The organism is Acinetobacter sp. 8I-beige, assembly GCF_902505955.1.
GTDB lineage: Bacteria > Pseudomonadota > Gammaproteobacteria > Pseudomonadales > Moraxellaceae > Acinetobacter > Acinetobacter johnsonii.
Genome location: NZ_LR732790.1, coordinates 1,147,738 through 1,162,927, shown reverse-complemented (window position 1 = coordinate 1,162,927; position 15,190 = coordinate 1,147,738). Strand labels below are relative to the sequence as shown.

Here is a 15,190-nt window from a genome sequence, read left to right as displayed (position 1 = left end):
TCTTTTTAAAATTTAATCCATAAAAAAGCCTTTCGAATGAAAGGCTTTTTAGATTTCTAGTCGCTTAAAGCGTCGCTAAAATATCTTTGAGCATCTGACACGGGTTTGCAGACTGTGTAATTGGTCGACCAATCACTAGGTGTGTTGCACCGTCTAACATTGCTTGTTTTGGCGTTACAATACGCTTTTGGTCATCCGCACTTGAACCCTCAGGGCGAATGCCCGGCGTCACCAAGGCAAACTCTGAACCCAAAGCCTCACGCAGCATTTTTGCTTCTTGCGCTGAACATACCACACCATCTAAACCACTGTCTTTAGTCAGTTTTGCTAGACGCTTGACTTGTTCAAATGGTTCAATATCTAGACCAATATCGGCTAAATCTTCACGGCCCATCGAGGTTAACACCGTTACTGCAATTAGTTGAGTATTATAATTGCCAGCCTTTAAGCGCTCAACACAGGTTTCCATCATTTTACGGCCACCTGAAGCATGGACGTTTACCATCCAAACCCCCATATCTGCAGCAGCACATACCGCTTGCGCAGTCGTATTTGGAATATCGTGAAATTTTAGATCTAGAAAGACTTCAAAGCCTTCACCATGTAAAGCTTTAACAATAGATGAGCCTTCATGGGTAAATAATTCTTTACCGACTTTTACACGGCATAATTGAGGGTCTAATTGCCCAGCAATCGTCATTGCGTCATAATGACTTTTTGCGTCTAAGGCAACAATAATACTCATGGGGAGACCCTTCAAACTCACAAAATTATGGCATTATACGGATTAAGCCTAAAACGACCAAGACTATTTTTCTAAAAACCATTTAAAATTCAAACTAAGTTCTTTATTCATATGCTTTTTATATAGTTATCAATATTTTAAAGCACAATAAAAAACGCCTTTGGCTATATATCCAAAGGCGTTTAAATCAAACTTTCTTCAATACTTCTAAGATAGAAATCTTACTTCATATTGTGGCTTAAAGCGGTGTAGATGGACGATCATTAGGATTGATATCTAACACTGTTTTTTCATGTCTTGTATGTGCTGCAGCTTCAGCAGCAGCCAACTGAGCGGATTGAATCTGCTCTTTACGAAGGTGATCAATGTCTTTACGTAGTCGCTTAATTTCCCAACCTTTCTGGAATACACGAAATACCTGAACACCAATTAACAAACCCAACACAATCCCTAAAGCCATTGTTAATAATAACAATAGGCCTAAACGCATTGCTGGAACCTGTATAAACAACAGATCAACGGTTAGCTCAGTTCCGTTTTGTAGCACTAAAGCTAGGCAGTAGCCAAACAGTACAATTAATAATGCGAATAATACGTAACGCATAAGCACCCCAATAAATTTTATTCGCCTGCAGTCTCGTTTACTGCATCACGTAATGCTTTACCTGGTTTGAAATGTGGAACAGCTTTAGCAGCCACTTCTACCGACTTACCCGTTTTAGGATTACGCCCAACACGAGGTTCACGGTGATGGAGTGCAAAACTACCAAAACCACGAATTTCAATACGATTATCAGAAGACAAAGATGCAATCATTTGATCAATCATAATCTTAACAGCTTCTTCCACTAATGGCTCTGCTAAGTGCGGGTTTTTAAGAGAAATACGCTCTATTAAGTCAGACTTATTAAGTGCTTCAGTAGTCATCTGCGACCTCTTTAATTATCAAGCTACCTTGTAGATAGATTGATAATAACCTGTTTAAATACAAAACGGTAGCGTAATAAGTGAATACTACGCTACCGTTTATTGTATTTGTGTAAAAAGTATTAGTTAACTTACATTAACAATACAATTCAAACATCTACTTAGTTGCCCATTTGAGCTTTGATCAAATCACCAATAGTCTTAGGACCATTGTCTTGACCAGTAGTTGCTGTCTTCAAGTTAGCAACTGCTTCTTTCTCTTCAGCTTCGTCTTTCGCTTTGATAGACAAGTTGATAGAGCGAGATTTACGATCTACGTTGATGATTTTCGCTTCAACTTCTTGACCAACTTCAAGGAACTTAGTTGCATCTTCAACGCGGTCGCGGTTGATTTCAGATGCTTTAAGAGTCGCTTCAACTTCGTCAGCTAACTTAAGTGTTGCGCCACGAGCGTCAACAGCAGTTACAGTACCTTTTACAAGTGCACCGCGTTCGTTAGCAGCTAAGAAATCGTTGAACGGATCGCTGTTCATTTGCTTGATGCCAAGGCTGATACGGTTGCCTTCAGCGTCTACAGACAAGATAACCGCTTCAACTGTGTCACCTTTCTTGTAACGACGGATAGCTTCTTCGCCTTGCTCGTTCCAAGAAATATCAGACAAGTGAACTAGACCATCGATACCGCCTGGTAGACCGATGAAGATACCGAAGTCAGTGATTGACTTGATCGTACCTGAAACTTTTTCACCTTTGTCGTGGTTCTTAGCAAACTCTTCCCATGGGTTAGCACGAGTTTGTTTGATACCAAGAGAAATACGACGACGCTCTTCGTCAACTTCAAGAACCATAACATCAACTTCATCACCAATCTGAACAACTTTAGATGGGTGGATGTTTTTGTTAGTGTGGTCCATTTCAGAAACGTGTACTAAACCTTCAACGCCTTCAGCGATTTCTGCGAAACAGCCGTAGTCAGTTAAGTTAGTTACGCGAGCTTTAACGATTGAACCTTTAGGGTAACGATTCATGATCGCTAACCATGGATCTTCGCCTAATTGCTTAAGACCTAAAGATACGCGGTTACGTTCTTTGTCAAACTTAAGTACTTTAACAGTAACTTCTTGACCAACTTCAACAACTTCTGATGGGTGCTTGATACGTTTCCAAGCCATGTCAGTGATGTGAAGAAGACCATCAATACCGCCAAGGTCAACGAATGCGCCGTAGTCAGTAAGATTTTTGATAGTACCAGTAACTGTTTGACCTTCTTCAAGCTGAGCAAGAAGAGCTTCACGGTCAGCTGAAGATTCAGCTTCCATAACAGCACGACGAGATACAACAACGTTGTTACGTTTAGCATCAAGTTTGATTACTTTGAATTCTAACTCTTTACCTTCTAAGTGAGTAGTATCACGAATAGGACGAGTATCAACTAAAGAACCTGGAAGGAACGCACGAACTGGACCGATGTCAACAGTGAAACCGCCTTTAACTTTACCAGAGATAACACCAGTAACGATTTCGCCGTCTTCAAAGATTTTTTCAAGTTTAGTCCAAGTTTCAGCACGTTTCGCTTTTTCACGTGATAAAACTGTTTGACCCATGCCGTTGTCAAGCGCTTCAACAACAACATCAACAGTGTCGCCAACTTGAACTTCAAGTTCGCGTTGTTCATTTAAGAATTCAGCGCGGTCAACAATACCTTCTGATTTAAGGCCAGTGTCAACTGTTACCCAATCAGAATCGATGTTTACTACAACGCCTTGGATGACAGCACCCTTTTCAACGTTGAGGTTTAATTCGCTTTCTTCAAAGAGGGCTGCAAAAGATTCGGTCATGATATACCTGATAAAGTCAGCGGTCTTGGATCAGACAAGGCCGGTTTAGTTAAGCGTCTACATAGTCCATTTTGAACTGATCAAGCTATGCTTCTGCTGAATATAAAAATTCGTTAGTTTGCTAATTGCTTATCGATATAAGCCGTCATAAGCTGAAATACCTCATCAATGTTCAATTCAGAACTATCAATGATGTAGGCATCAGCTGCTGGTCTGAGTGGAGCAACTTCGCGCTCCATGTCACGTTTATCACGCGCCTCAATATTAGCTAAAATATCGTTTATTTTAGCATCCAGCCCCATACCCTGCAACTGCTTTACTCTGCGTTCAGCACGAGATTGGGCTGAAGCGGTTAAATAAATCTTGGCTTGAGCCTCTGGAAAGATAGATGTTGCCATGTCTCGGCCATCTGCAACCAAGCCTGGCGCTTGTGCAAAAGCATGCTGACGATCGACTAGCGCAGCTCTAAGCTCAGGAATTGTTGCAACTTTTGATGCAAACTCACCAACTCGCTCAGTTCGAATGGTTTGACTAACATCCTCACCATTGAGCAAGACTTGTGTGCCTTGTGCAGAACTTAAAAATTGTATGTCTAAATGTTTAGCAATTTCGACACACTGACTCAGTTCGCCTGACAAAGCATCCAACAAATCCTGTTGATGCAATGACAGGCCCAACAAGCGATATAACGCTCCCGAATCAAGTAAATGGAATTGATAATGGGCTGCTATTTTTGCAGCCAGTGTGCCCTTACCCGAACCACTTGGACCATCAATTGTGATTATTTGAACTGTCATTGCTTACCCAAAGTTTGTTATACAGATTTAGCGAGTTTTGAAAAACCTAGTTTAATCGCAGATTTAAGCTGTGCAAGGATTAATTTACTTACAAAAGGTGCACGTGCCTGTAATTCAATCGTATAGGTCACTAAAGTTTTATTCGAGTCAATCGGCTCAAACTCAATAATACCCAAATGATGTTTGATGAGTGGATTTTTAATAATCTTGTATTCAATACGCTCATTCACATTCATTAATGTGATTTGCTCTTGTAGTGGTTTAATTGGACCAAAACCCATACGACGTACAGAACCAAGTCCATCTGGACGTTCTGGATCTGCCGAGTCTTTCACTCGCACCACTTGAACTGGTGCAAAAGCGACGTTATAGGTTGAGTGTTTAGAAAGTAAATCAAACACCTGCTCTATGGGTGCATTAAATTCTTTTTTAATCTGAATATTGTTCATGATTGTTCCAGCGCCTTATTTGACAATAATTATTGTCATTTCATTTTACATGAAATTATTATTTTACGAATTCATTCATCCCTTTTCTTGTAGACGGGATAGTCGCTTTTGTTCGCGGCGCATTTTAAAAAAGTGACTGAGCTGCTGCGAGCATTGCTCATGTAAACAACCTGACTCAACCAAGAACTGATGATTGTAATAGCCTGTTTCAAATAATTTACGTGCACTTATAAGAGAACCCGCTTTCGGCTCTGTCGCACCAAATACGACTTTTGAAACACGTGCATGCACCAAAGCGCCCACGCACATGGTACAAGGCTCGAGCGTCACGTACATGACCGCATCATCAGGCAAACGATAGTTTTGTGTATTTTGACAGGCATCGCGCAGTGCTTGAACCTCAGCATGTGCGGTAGGATCATTTAGCGTAATAGGCGCATTAAAGCCCGAACCAATAATTTTATTTTGACTCACAATGACTGCCCCAACCGGGACTTCACCTTTTGACGCCGCAATAGCAGCCTGCTCTAAAGCAAGCTGCATCCATTCACTATCTGTTTTTAAAACATCAGTCATAAAGATTAGATTACATCATAATGTTTAAGGAGTTCATTCCAGCTTTCAATACTCGTTGTTGGTGGATTACCAGCGAAAATACCCTTTAAGCTATTACTAGCCCCTTGTTTCCAGGCTGGCGATAAGTCTTTATCCACTAAACGCGCACGCACACCCTCAACAAAGTCTGCATGACGAATTTTCCAGTCCGAAATTTGCGTTTCAAGCTCAAACACTTCATTCCAAGAATGAACCTGCTTGCCCCACTGCCATAGCAACCATGTTAATGCAGCCGTTGTTGGTGAGCCTTTTTGTAAGTTCTCACTGGCTTGACGAAGCCAATCGCTACGCGCATCACTTAAACCAACAATAGCATCATAATCATGCTCGAAGTTCACACCACGACATACACTATGAATGACATCCAAAGAGTTCTGTAATGGACCTGGGCCTACCGGACGGTGCATACTGTTTAATGTGTCATCAATGGCTCTAAAATCACCTGCTGGATAATGACTCCAGTCTATATTGATGACTTTCTCAAGCACCGTATTACGCTGCGCATCACAGATGTGTGTTGCCCAACCAATACCATATGCGCCCGCAGCCGTCATGATTGAACCCGTTAAGCCCGTGAACAAACCAATTGCACCACGATCCGCCAAGAAACGCGTTGCACCCACATCTGGGTACAAACCAATATTAATTTCAGGCATCGCTAAACGTGAATGCGGTGTCACCAAACGAAATGGCGCTGCCATAAACAGACCTAAACCACCGCCCATGACATAGCCTTCACCCCATACCAAGACAGGCTTAGCATAGTTGTGTAGTAATAAATCTAACGCATATTCTTGCTCAAAGAACTGATTAGCTGTTTCAACTTCATCGTTAATCACCAGTTGACGAAGTTTACGTACATCACCGCCCGCACAGAACGCTTTTGGTGTGGTTGAATCCAACCAAATGGCTTTTACTGCATCATCGCTATGAAAATCTTGAAACACTTCAAATAAAGCTGAAACAATCGTTTCATCTAAAGCGTGAAGTGATTTTGGTCTATTCAGACGAACAATGCGCCAACCATTTTTTGCTTCTTCTACAATCAAATCTGGATGGTAGTTTTTAGAAACGGAAGAATATGTCATGCGTCCAGCTGCCAATCTATAGGCTCAATGCCATGTTGTTTAAGATAATTATTGGATTTTGAAAAAACTTTACAACCGAAGAATCCACCACGGTTTGCTGCCAAAGGTGACGGATGTGCCGCCTTTAACACCAAATGCTTTTCTTGATCAATCCGTTGTCCTTTCCGCTGCGCATATGCTCCCCAAAGAATAAAAACAATATGCTCACGCTGTTCATTTAAAACATCAATCACATGATCGGTAAAATCTTCCCAACCTTGTTTTTGATGTGATGTGGGTTGACCAGCTTCAACGGTTAATACACTGTTCAACAGCAAAACGCCTTGCTGCGCCCAACGAGTTAAATCCCCATGTTTAGGAATATCAATTCCTAAATCTTTATTTAACTCATGGAAAATATTACGTAAAGATGGTGGTAAAGCAAGCCCCTTTTGCACAGAGAAACTGAGCCCATGTGCTTGATTCGGCCCATGATATGGGTCTTGTCCGAGTATTACCACTTTTACATTCGCCAAAGGCGTCGTATTAAATGCATTAAAAATCAGCGCATTTGGCGGATAAATCACTTTATTCGCTTTTATTTCTGTAACAAGAAACTGCTTTAACGCATCCATCTTAGTACTAAGCAAAAAGTCACTTAATCCATGTTTCCAACTGGCATCCAGCTGAATTTTATCAAGCTTGGTTTGCTGTTGTTCTGTTAAAGACATACTTGCGCCTTATTCCCTTACTGTATATTCCGTGACAAATTTCACAGTTTCACTTGCAATTCTACATTCGGATTGTGAAATTGGATACCTTCTTTTAATTTGGTATACATTTCAGTGTCCGCCCATTCCGCTTGGATTTGTTCTGAAAACTCGATCTGGCTTAAATCTAAAAGCCCCATCTGTACATTTTCAATATCTTCAATAAAACTCTGCGCATAGCCCGTATCGGTCTCATGCACAATCACCGAGTACACCTCTACATCGCCTTCACCGTTTTGAGTCACGGTCGATGCGAGTACTTGTTGTGCAAGATAAAAGAAAATACGTGAAAATTGTTCAGCCGATGGCGAAACAGGTAGCGACACCCAACGTGCACTAAATGTTTTACATGCTTGGATATATTCTGGATCATCGTTTTGCCAAAAACAAATCGCATGATCAAAAGAGTCATAAAGGTCTTTAATCACCCCTTTCAGCAAGCCAAAGTCATAAACCATTTGACCATGATCTAATTTCGATGCTCTGAGGAGTAATTCAACTTTATAACTATGACCATGAATGGAGCGTTTACAACGATCCGATGTACAATTGCGTACAATATGGGCATTTTCAAACTTAAATAACTTACGAATTAACATATGCCGTAATGCAATCAAACTTTCTGAGAATTGACTTTAATTATAAAGCAAAAGTAAACCTATGCTCATTTATTTTATTGTTCAATCCAATTGGTAAATCATATCAGCCTTACATTTAGCCTTTAAAAAGGTGACATACTGCGATAAGCCACATATACCGCTTGATCTTTTCGCACCAAATCACTACTAAACTGACGCTTACGCTCACTCAGCAGCACTTCAATTCTGGCTTTAAAATAGTTCGATTGAACCCCGAGAAAATCATTAACAGCAGCCCGCTGAGCCTCGTCCACTTGTTTAAATGGATCAACCTCCCACAGTTCATTAACATTGGAAAAATGCTCCAAATTGGCCTGTCTTTGCCTTTGTAAATTTTGAATAGCAGATACATCCAACTTAGGATCAATGCTGGCCAACACCAGCGCAGGTGCAGTATTTACATTCACCTTTAATTCATTACTCGGTAAAGCACTCACATAAGGTGCAATCAGTTGATAGTTACGCCCCTCAAACCCACGCACCAACTTCAACTGTTCAACATTATAAAAAGCACGATTTGGCGCCAAGTAACCCTGAGCTAAACTTTGATAATAAGCAGATTCAGCACCCATCGGCCCACTGACTTCATCATCTTCATCTTGCCAATCAATCACTGCTTCTGAAAGTTGCGCAGGTAACCCAACACGTACCAATAGCTTTTCAAACCAAAGTTTTGCAGCCTCATTCGGCTTTTTATCCGACTTAACTAAAGCATTTAAATTAAATTTTCCTGACTCATCTTCTAAACGCCCAGAAACAAAACCATCTTCCACTGGAAAAGCAGGCATGGGCTTCGCCCACGTTTCTTGTAGATGATCGACCTCTGCTGCATTTTGAGCATCATCCACCAACAGCTCAGAAAAAAAAGCTTCAGCACTTTTTGCGTATAACAGAGCTTGGTTTTGTCTCATTAAATAAGCCGTACTCTCTGCGGTATTGTGCTGATGTTTCGCAATCGTAGCCGCAAGGATGGTTGCTAAAGCCACCATCACCAAAATGGTGATCAATGCAATGCCATGCTGATAGCGCTTCAAAACATCCACCTATTTACAACGAAGACATTTAAGGAAAAATGGTTTTGCATAGAGTCCGTGAGTTTCATATCCTGCAACTTAATTTTTTTGTTTTAAAAAGTCTGTATTTAATAAACTAAACACCCATTCATAACTCACTTCATTGACAGTGAGGTTTATTTTTAAACCGCGCGGTAGTATTTTTGCCTGAGTTACATCATTTTCACTCAATGCCACCTCAGGCCATTGTGCCATTTCATTGGGATTGAGTAACATAATTTGAAATTGATCAACTGAATCAAGTAAAACACTGGTTTCAGGTTGATCATTACCGGTTTGATTTAAATTTTTATATTTATAACGGTACAGTTTTTTTTCATCTGCTTTATAAATATATTCAACTCGCTCTTCAGGCGGTATGCCTTGCATCAAAGGATCAGTCACGCCAGTTTTACTAAAGGTTAACTGACCATTTTGCAACATGACTGCGGGTTGAACCTGCCCTGCAACATTGGCAGTAATTGGAACAATTTGCACCGTGTCACGTAACACTTGCTGATATGCTTCTTGTAGCTGACCTAAGCGTTGTTCATGTTGGGTATTTCGCTCTTTAATCTTGATCAGATAATCAAAAACCTTCCAACCCAGAGCTGAAAGCACAGCAAAAATCGCGATTGCCACCAATAACTCAACCAAAGTAAAGCCTGAGCGTTTTGTCATGGTTGGGTTCCATCACGATGGTTAAAAAAAACTAAACTCGTAACACCCGAATCTACTTTTCCAGTTTCAGTATTCACCAAGCTCACTTGTACATTGACGCGTTGCACATTAGTACTAATCGTTGCCTGCGCTGATTTATCAATTTGCCAAGTTTCACCTTGTTGGGTGATTTGTTTAGAGGCCGTGCCTTGTAGCCAATCACGATTGATTTCCATAATCGAAATTTCATTCAAGGCAACAAATTGTGCCTTGGTACGCAAGATGGCGTGGGCTGTAGACTGAGTATATTGCATACCCACTTTGGTTAAAGCGACCGCTGCTGTAGCAAAAATAGCCAGTGCCACCATCACTTCCAGCAATGTAAATCCTGAGTGAGGATTAATGAAATAATGTTTCATCCGAGCACAAGCTGGCAGACTATTCTTTAAATCTTTAGCTCGCATTTATTTTACCCAAATGATCAATTTCAATTTCTGCACCCACGGGCTCATTGGCATAATAAAATTGAATACGAACAGGTTTTGCTTCGCCATTCCCCAACCAAATCAGTTTAGGTGCATTCTCTTGGGTTAAATCATCGTTTCGGGCTTGGGAAACATCATAGTCTAAGGATTGCACAGCAAAAGAAACATTTTTGGCTAACACTTGCTGTGGGAACTCATTATATTTTTGCCATTTTTGTTGATTAAGCATTGCATTATGTTGTTGTTCTGTGGTTATGCTAAATTGAGGATTTTTATATTCAACAACAGCATAAGAAAAATCAGCCACATCGGTCGCAGGATGAACCTCTAGTGCCAAAACACGTGCTTGATCATTTGCCTCACGTGCAATTTTCTGTACATCCATGATAAAAAAATCACGGGCTTGCGCTGCTTTACGTTGATCGACCCCATTGATATTCAACATCACCAATGACGCCATAATAGCCATAATAACAATAACCACCATCAATTCAACCAGTGTAAATCCTTGAATCCTTGAAGGTGGTTTCTGTTTCATACATCCTATCCGCTAAGCAAGATAACCTGCTGCGCCCGTTTGTTTAGGCATTGCCAGAGCTTGGTCAATGTAGGCCACGCGCAAAGTATCACGCGAACCCAAATATCGTTGATAAAAACTAGAGTTCAAAATCGCAGCTGCACCATGCGTTAAAGACCAAATCGATGCCAAATAATCACGAACTGTCATTTGACTCTCTATCGACTCCAAATACCGCTCGGTCATACGAATAATTAAACGTAGACGTTGCTTTCGAATTTGATAAAGTTCAGTAAATAAATGATAGATCCCAACACCCGTGGTCGATAATCGCTCTTCTATTTGATGAAACAACACCGTGCGTTCAGGATGATGCAAATGATGTAACATAAAAAATGCTAGATGTTCAGGGAACTGCTTATCCGTATCTTTAATCATTTCAAGCAACATTTGCTCATTACGAATAATGAGCAACATATAGAGTTCATCTTTACTTTGAAAATGTTTATAAAGCGTACCTTTTGCTAGATCTAATTCCGCAGCCAATGCATCAAGGGTCATCCCTGCTTCGCCATTTTCTAAAAGCAACTGTTCAGCCACTTGGAAAATTAACGCTTCTCTTGCTCGAAACTGAGCCTGACGATCCATTTTCACCCTAGTACTCTCTTATACGCTTTTATCGTTTCAATTTATTTACTTCATGTTGAGAAGGTTTTCAAAGTTCTGTGTTGTGATGAAAGCCATCTCTTCCAAGGACTTATCATATACATCTGCCAAGGCTTTGGCTACATAAGGAACGTACTTTGGCTCATTAGACTTTCCTCTATATGGCATCGGTGCCAAATAAGGACTATCCGTCTCAATTAATAAGCGATCCAAAGGAACTTGCTTCGCCACATCACGCAGGTCTTGCGCATTTTTAAAAGATACAATCCCTGAAAATGACACATAGTAACCGCAGTCTAAAACAGCTTTAGCCGTTTCCCAGTCTTCGGTAAAGCAATGCAAAATTCCATGGGTCGATTTTTCGGCGCGAATAATATCGACAGTATCGTGCTTGGCAGAACGGGTATGCACAACAACTGGTTTTTTTACAGCTTGTGAAGCATGAATATGTCGTGCAAAACAGTCTTTTTGCTCAGCGATGAAATCTGTACTATGAAAATAATCGAGCCCAGTCTCACCAATTGCCCAAACTTTTTCAGGCTGTGCCAACTCAATTAAATAGTCTGTGGTCGCGCGGGCCATGGTTTCAGGATCTTCACAAGGATGCACCCCGACGCTATAGCCCACATCATCATGCCGTGCCGCAATTTTTGCTAGCTCAAGATGATCATCAAGATCAACCGAGATACTCATAAAGCGATGAACGCCCGCTGCACGTGCTTGCGCTAATGCTAAATCCAAATCCCCATCATAAGGGGTTAAATCCAGCATGGTTAAATGGCAGTGTGTATCTACAAACACAGGCATTTCCTACTTCATATACTTAATTACATAGTGTAACTAGTTCGCCCTTCAGACTTAAGACCTGCAAGCAACTTTTCCACTTCTGATTTGTAATAAACCCCTTTCTCCCCAGAAAGTTGAATACCAAATCCTTGGAGTTTGATTCCATTTTGCTTTTGCGAGATCCAAATCACTTTACCTGTGAGAGGAATTTTCTGTGCTTGCTCTGGCAATGTTGCCAAAACAAAGACCTCCTCTCCCATTTTTACAGGTTGTTTGGATGGAATAAATAAACCTCCACCAACCACAAAAGGCATATAGCTTGCATATAATGTTGCTTTATCTGGAATATTGGCTTGAATGATTCCGCCCATACGTGGTTGCATAAAATTCCCCTGTTTTAAACATCCATCAACCGAATACACAATTGGTCGAGCACTAAATTAGTTTGTACGTTTTGTTCAATATATTGTTTTGACTGTTGCAACTCAGCATAAATTGAAAACAAAGTTTCAAGTGAATACCGTTTTGCCAGCACACTAAAATCCAAATCAGTGTTTTTTAATTGCTGATTTAGCTTGACACAAATCAAATCTGACAACAAGTACTCAAACATTTGACTAAAATCACTAAATGCTAGCGCTTTATTCCACTTGGTCGCAATTGCCATCGGCATATTTTTATCCATCACCAACTTTTGCCAATCTTTTAAAAATTCAGCACGTTGAGGGATCCATTCACTCTCGGACAATGTAATTGCCTGCAACGGCATATGATTGGACAAGTTCATCAACAAATGTTGCTGTGCCAAATCGCTATGGGACAAATGCTGATTTAAAAATTGCTCTGTTTGCTGCTCATTTATGCGATCCAAAGCAAAATGTTGCAAACGACTGCGAATGGTTGCAGGCAGTTTTAAATAATGATCTGCCAATAAAATGATAACAACACGATCACCTGGTTCTTCAAGCGTTTTCAATAAAGCATTGGCTGAAGCTGTATTTAAAGCTTCGGCTGGTTCAATAATGATGACGCGCCAACCATCTACCGTTTGCTGCACAAAAGGTAGCAGATCACGAATTTTCTCAATTTTGATCTTGGCATTTTGTTTCTTATTGTCTTCATCGGTAGTGATGTGCACATAATTGGGGTGTGTATCCGCCTTTAACCACTGACAACTCCCACACTCTCCACAGGCCAAATGATTTGGCTGCCGCTTCGCACATAAGACCCAAGCAAGAAACTGCTCAGCAAAAATCTCTTTACCACAACCTTTTTTGCCATAAAACAATAAGCCATGACCAATATTGGGAAATCGCGTGGTTAAAGTTTCCCAAACATTTTGATGCCACGGATAAATCTGCTCAGGCAGCGTTTGCTTCATGTATACGACCTAAGTTCTATTATGCAAAATGAGCCACATCCATGGCATTTAAACGATCTAAATCTTCTTGTGTATCTACACCCGGTGGTAAGTTTGCTTTTGCGATATCAATAGCAATACGATGTCCATTTTCCAAAACACGTAGTTGTTCTAGGCTTTCGAGCTTTTCAAGTGTACCCATATCCCATGTCACATACTCTTGGAGCAATTTGACACGGTAAGCATATAAACCCAAATGACGGTAGGCTTGATTATGCAACGTTTGTTCCACTTGTTTTGCAGCATCACGGTCATATGGAATAGTGGCGCGACTAAAGTAAAGTGCTTGTTTGTACTTCGACATCACCACTTTAACAATACTGTCACGTTTAAATTCATCTAAATGCTGAATTGGTTCGCACAAAGTCGACATTGAACACTCAGCTTGTGACTCTAAAAGCTGCGCGACTTGCTTGACCAAAGCCGCTGGCAATAAAGGCTCATCACCTTGAACATTCACAATGATATCTTCACTGGCCCAGCCCTTAATTTTTGCCACTTCACTTAGACGGTCTGTTCCCGAAGGATGATCCGCTGAGGTCAACACCACATCCACGCCTTCTGCCATGCAAAGGTCATAAATTCGCTGATCATCCGTTGCGACGCAGATATCATCAAAACCTTCCACTTTCTTCGCCTGATCAACGACCCGTAAAATCATTTCACGGCCATGAATTTTAAGGAGTGGTTTTCCAGATAAACGTGTGCTTGCGAAACGCGCAGGAATAACAATATGATTCATAAAAGACCTTAAGAAATTTCAATACCTACAGCGGCGAGCTGTTGATGTAAGGTGTCATAACACGCCATCGATAACACAGCATCGACAGGAACAACCCAAATATCACGGGCAAAACTAGGATTTTGTTTGAGCAACGCTAAAATTTTCACTGCATCTTTTTCAGTGGTAATAATGGGATTGGCATCGTCAAAAACCAAATCCTCTAACTCATATTCATAATGATCGGCAAATTCATGACACTGGAATTGCTGTACTCCCATACTCTCTAAAGTACGATAAAAACGTTGCGGAAATCCTATCCCCACGACCGCATAAAAATCATCGTGCGGATTGAAAGCTTTTGCTTCAGTACTGTTCAACAGGTAAGGCTCTGCAACTTCTAAGTGCATGTGCATACTACGAGTAGGCTGATCTGCATGTTCGATGACTGTACCTTGATCCAATCTAGACTTTGGCTCTCGTAAATAACCTTCGGGCAATAACTTTTCATTGCCTAGTCCACGATTATTATCTAGGACAATCCATTCAATTTGGCGATTCAATGCCCAATGCTGCAGCCCATCATCACTAATAATCAAATCAATGGGGTAGTGAGATAAAAGCAGTTCAATACTTTCTTGGCGATTTGAACCCACTGCCATCGGTACATCAGTGGATTGCACAATGAGTGTTGGTTCATCACCTACATTTTCAGGCAATGAGTTGAGATCCACCATAGTCGGAAATGGGCCCTTAGCACCATAACCACGACTGATCACACCCACTCGAATATTCTTACTTTGCAGATAACTCACTAAGTGAATGAGCAGAGGGGTTTTGCCACTCCCACCCACAGTAATATTACCAATCACCATAACAGGTACAGGAGCCGTATACGCTTTTTTAATATTGCACCGATACAACTTACGGTTTAAAAGAAAACCGCCTCGATATAACCAAGACAGCGGACGAAGCACAATTAACCACTTTGCCTGTGAGTTCCAAGCATCCTGAATAAACTGTGCACCTGACATGAC

20 protein-coding genes are annotated in these 15,190 nt (G+C 40.9%); all 20 read right to left on the bottom strand.

Features of this window, described 5'->3' with window-relative positions:
* Positions 1-64: 64 nt before the first annotated feature.
* Positions 65-760: an orotidine-5'-phosphate decarboxylase gene (pyrF, locus tag GVX98_RS05535; protein WP_171056743.1), complete on the bottom strand. Its 696-nt coding sequence runs from the start codon at positions 758-760 to the stop codon at positions 65-67.
* A gap of 223 nt (positions 761-983) precedes the next feature.
* On the bottom strand, positions 984-1,349 hold the full coding sequence (locus GVX98_RS05530; RefSeq protein WP_004696867.1) for a lipopolysaccharide assembly protein LapA domain-containing protein: 366 nt from the start codon (positions 1,347-1,349) through the stop codon (positions 984-986).
* A 17-nt stretch (positions 1,350-1,366) separates the two neighbouring features.
* A complete protein-coding gene (locus GVX98_RS05525) occupies positions 1,367-1,672 on the bottom strand; it encodes an integration host factor subunit beta (protein ID WP_004696865.1) in 306 nt (101 codons plus the stop codon).
* A 161-nt stretch (positions 1,673-1,833) separates the two neighbouring features.
* Positions 1,834-3,510 carry a 30S ribosomal protein S1 gene (gene rpsA / locus GVX98_RS05520; RefSeq protein ID WP_004696863.1) on the bottom strand — a complete coding sequence of 559 codons (1,677 nt, stop codon included), beginning with the start codon at positions 3,508-3,510 and terminating at the stop codon, positions 1,834-1,836.
* 113 nt (positions 3,511-3,623) lie between these two features.
* Entirely contained in the window at positions 3,624-4,307 is a 684-nt protein-coding gene (cmk, locus tag GVX98_RS05515) for a (d)CMP kinase (protein WP_159127476.1), read from the bottom strand.
* 17 nt (positions 4,308-4,324) lie between these two features.
* On the bottom strand, positions 4,325-4,756 hold the full coding sequence (locus GVX98_RS05510; protein ID WP_078388689.1) for an SRPBCC family protein: 432 nt from the start codon (positions 4,754-4,756) through the stop codon (positions 4,325-4,327).
* A 75-nt stretch (positions 4,757-4,831) separates the two neighbouring features.
* On the bottom strand, positions 4,832-5,332 hold the full coding sequence (gene tadA, locus GVX98_RS05505; RefSeq protein WP_004984825.1) for a tRNA adenosine(34) deaminase TadA: 501 nt from the start codon (positions 5,330-5,332) through the stop codon (positions 4,832-4,834).
* 5 nt (positions 5,333-5,337) lie between these two features.
* Positions 5,338-6,459, bottom strand: a complete 1,122-nt coding sequence (locus GVX98_RS05500; protein WP_159127475.1) for an enoyl-CoA hydratase/isomerase family protein — start codon at positions 6,457-6,459, stop codon at positions 5,338-5,340.
* A complete protein-coding gene (gene ung / locus GVX98_RS05495; protein WP_004696856.1) occupies positions 6,456-7,169 on the bottom strand; it encodes a uracil-DNA glycosylase in 714 nt (237 codons plus the stop codon). The genes GVX98_RS05500 and ung overlap by 4 nt, the downstream gene beginning before the upstream one ends.
* 41 nt (positions 7,170-7,210) lie before the next feature.
* Positions 7,211-7,807 (bottom strand): 6-carboxytetrahydropterin synthase, encoded by a 597-nt coding sequence (locus GVX98_RS05490; RefSeq protein WP_159127474.1) that lies wholly within the window; start codon positions 7,805-7,807, stop codon positions 7,211-7,213.
* A gap of 122 nt (positions 7,808-7,929) precedes the next feature.
* Positions 7,930-8,880 carry a type II secretion system minor pseudopilin GspK gene (gene gspK / locus GVX98_RS05485; protein WP_159127473.1) on the bottom strand — a complete coding sequence of 317 codons (951 nt, stop codon included), beginning with the start codon at positions 8,878-8,880 and terminating at the stop codon, positions 7,930-7,932.
* A 78-nt stretch (positions 8,881-8,958) separates the two neighbouring features.
* Complete coding sequence (gspJ, locus tag GVX98_RS05480) at positions 8,959-9,579, bottom strand: type II secretion system minor pseudopilin GspJ (protein WP_004984837.1); 621 nt, start codon at positions 9,577-9,579, stop codon at positions 8,959-8,961.
* Positions 9,576-9,977 (bottom strand): type II secretion system minor pseudopilin GspI, encoded by a 402-nt coding sequence (gspI, locus tag GVX98_RS05475; protein ID WP_159127960.1) that lies wholly within the window; start codon positions 9,975-9,977, stop codon positions 9,576-9,578. Before gspI ends, gspJ begins: the two co-directional genes overlap by 4 nt.
* Before the next feature lie 34 nt (positions 9,978-10,011).
* A complete protein-coding gene (locus GVX98_RS05470) occupies positions 10,012-10,581 on the bottom strand; it encodes a type II secretion system protein (protein WP_159127472.1) in 570 nt (189 codons plus the stop codon).
* Between the two features lie 12 nt (positions 10,582-10,593).
* The gene (locus GVX98_RS05465) at positions 10,594-11,208 is read right to left on the bottom strand and encodes a TetR/AcrR family transcriptional regulator (protein ID WP_004696845.1); all 615 of its coding nucleotides are present in this window, start codon (positions 11,206-11,208) and stop codon (positions 10,594-10,596) included.
* Positions 11,209-11,253: 45 nt separating this feature from the next.
* A complete protein-coding gene (locus GVX98_RS05460) occupies positions 11,254-12,027 on the bottom strand; it encodes a TatD family hydrolase (protein ID WP_159127471.1) in 774 nt (257 codons plus the stop codon).
* A 26-nt stretch (positions 12,028-12,053) separates the two neighbouring features.
* Positions 12,054-12,395 (bottom strand): PilZ domain-containing protein, encoded by a 342-nt coding sequence (locus GVX98_RS05455; protein ID WP_004984850.1) that lies wholly within the window; start codon positions 12,393-12,395, stop codon positions 12,054-12,056.
* A 14-nt stretch (positions 12,396-12,409) separates the two neighbouring features.
* Positions 12,410-13,393 carry a DNA polymerase III subunit delta' C-terminal domain-containing protein gene (locus GVX98_RS05450; RefSeq protein ID WP_159127470.1) on the bottom strand — a complete coding sequence of 328 codons (984 nt, stop codon included), beginning with the start codon at positions 13,391-13,393 and terminating at the stop codon, positions 12,410-12,412.
* Positions 13,394-13,412: 19 nt separating this feature from the next.
* Positions 13,413-14,174: a 3-deoxy-manno-octulosonate cytidylyltransferase gene (kdsB, locus tag GVX98_RS05445; protein WP_159127469.1), complete on the bottom strand. Its 762-nt coding sequence runs from the start codon at positions 14,172-14,174 to the stop codon at positions 13,413-13,415.
* A gap of 8 nt (positions 14,175-14,182) precedes the next feature.
* On the bottom strand, positions 14,183-15,187 hold the full coding sequence (gene lpxK / locus GVX98_RS05440; protein WP_159127468.1) for a tetraacyldisaccharide 4'-kinase: 1,005 nt from the start codon (positions 15,185-15,187) through the stop codon (positions 14,183-14,185).
* Between the last annotated feature and the right edge of the window lie 3 nt (positions 15,188-15,190).

Excerpts from the sequence above, each read along its gene's own strand:
- GVX98_RS05530 (WP_004696867.1), bottom strand. The coding sequence starts at position 1,349 with ATGCGTTACGTATTATTCGCATTATTAATTGTACTGTTTGGCTACTGC.
- GVX98_RS05525 (WP_004696865.1), bottom strand. The coding sequence starts at position 1,672 with ATGACTACTGAAGCACTTAATAAGTCTGACTTAATAGAGCGTATTTCT.
- rpsA (WP_004696863.1), bottom strand. The coding sequence starts at position 3,510 with ATGACCGAATCTTTTGCAGCCCTCTTTGAAGAAAGCGAATTAAACCTC.
- cmk (WP_159127476.1), bottom strand. The coding sequence starts at position 4,307 with ATGACAGTTCAAATAATCACAATTGATGGTCCAAGTGGTTCGGGTAAG.
- GVX98_RS05510 (WP_078388689.1), bottom strand. The coding sequence starts at position 4,756 with ATGAACAATATTCAGATTAAAAAAGAATTTAATGCACCCATAGAGCAG.
- tadA (WP_004984825.1), bottom strand. The coding sequence starts at position 5,332 with ATGACTGATGTTTTAAAAACAGATAGTGAATGGATGCAGCTTGCTTTA.
- GVX98_RS05500 (WP_159127475.1), bottom strand. The coding sequence starts at position 6,459 with ATGACATATTCTTCCGTTTCTAAAAACTACCATCCAGATTTGATTGTA.
- ung (WP_004696856.1), bottom strand. The coding sequence starts at position 7,169 with ATGTCTTTAACAGAACAACAGCAAACCAAGCTTGATAAAATTCAGCTG.
- GVX98_RS05490 (WP_159127474.1), bottom strand. The coding sequence starts at position 7,807 with ATGTTAATTCGTAAGTTATTTAAGTTTGAAAATGCCCATATTGTACGC.
- gspJ (WP_004984837.1), bottom strand. The coding sequence starts at position 9,579 with ATGACAAAACGCTCAGGCTTTACTTTGGTTGAGTTATTGGTGGCAATC.
- gspI (WP_159127960.1), bottom strand. The coding sequence starts at position 9,977 with ATGAAACATTATTTCATTAATCCTCACTCAGGATTTACATTGCTGGAA.
- GVX98_RS05470 (WP_159127472.1), bottom strand. The coding sequence starts at position 10,581 with ATGAAACAGAAACCACCTTCAAGGATTCAAGGATTTACACTGGTTGAA.
- GVX98_RS05465 (WP_004696845.1), bottom strand. The coding sequence starts at position 11,208 with ATGGATCGTCAGGCTCAGTTTCGAGCAAGAGAAGCGTTAATTTTCCAA.
- GVX98_RS05455 (WP_004984850.1), bottom strand. The coding sequence starts at position 12,395 with ATGCAACCACGTATGGGCGGAATCATTCAAGCCAATATTCCAGATAAA.
- GVX98_RS05450 (WP_159127470.1), bottom strand. The coding sequence starts at position 13,393 with ATGAAGCAAACGCTGCCTGAGCAGATTTATCCGTGGCATCAAAATGTT.
- kdsB (WP_159127469.1), bottom strand. The coding sequence starts at position 14,174 with ATGAATCATATTGTTATTCCTGCGCGTTTCGCAAGCACACGTTTATCT.
- lpxK (WP_159127468.1), bottom strand. The coding sequence starts at position 15,187 with ATGTCAGGTGCACAGTTTATTCAGGATGCTTGGAACTCACAGGCAAAG.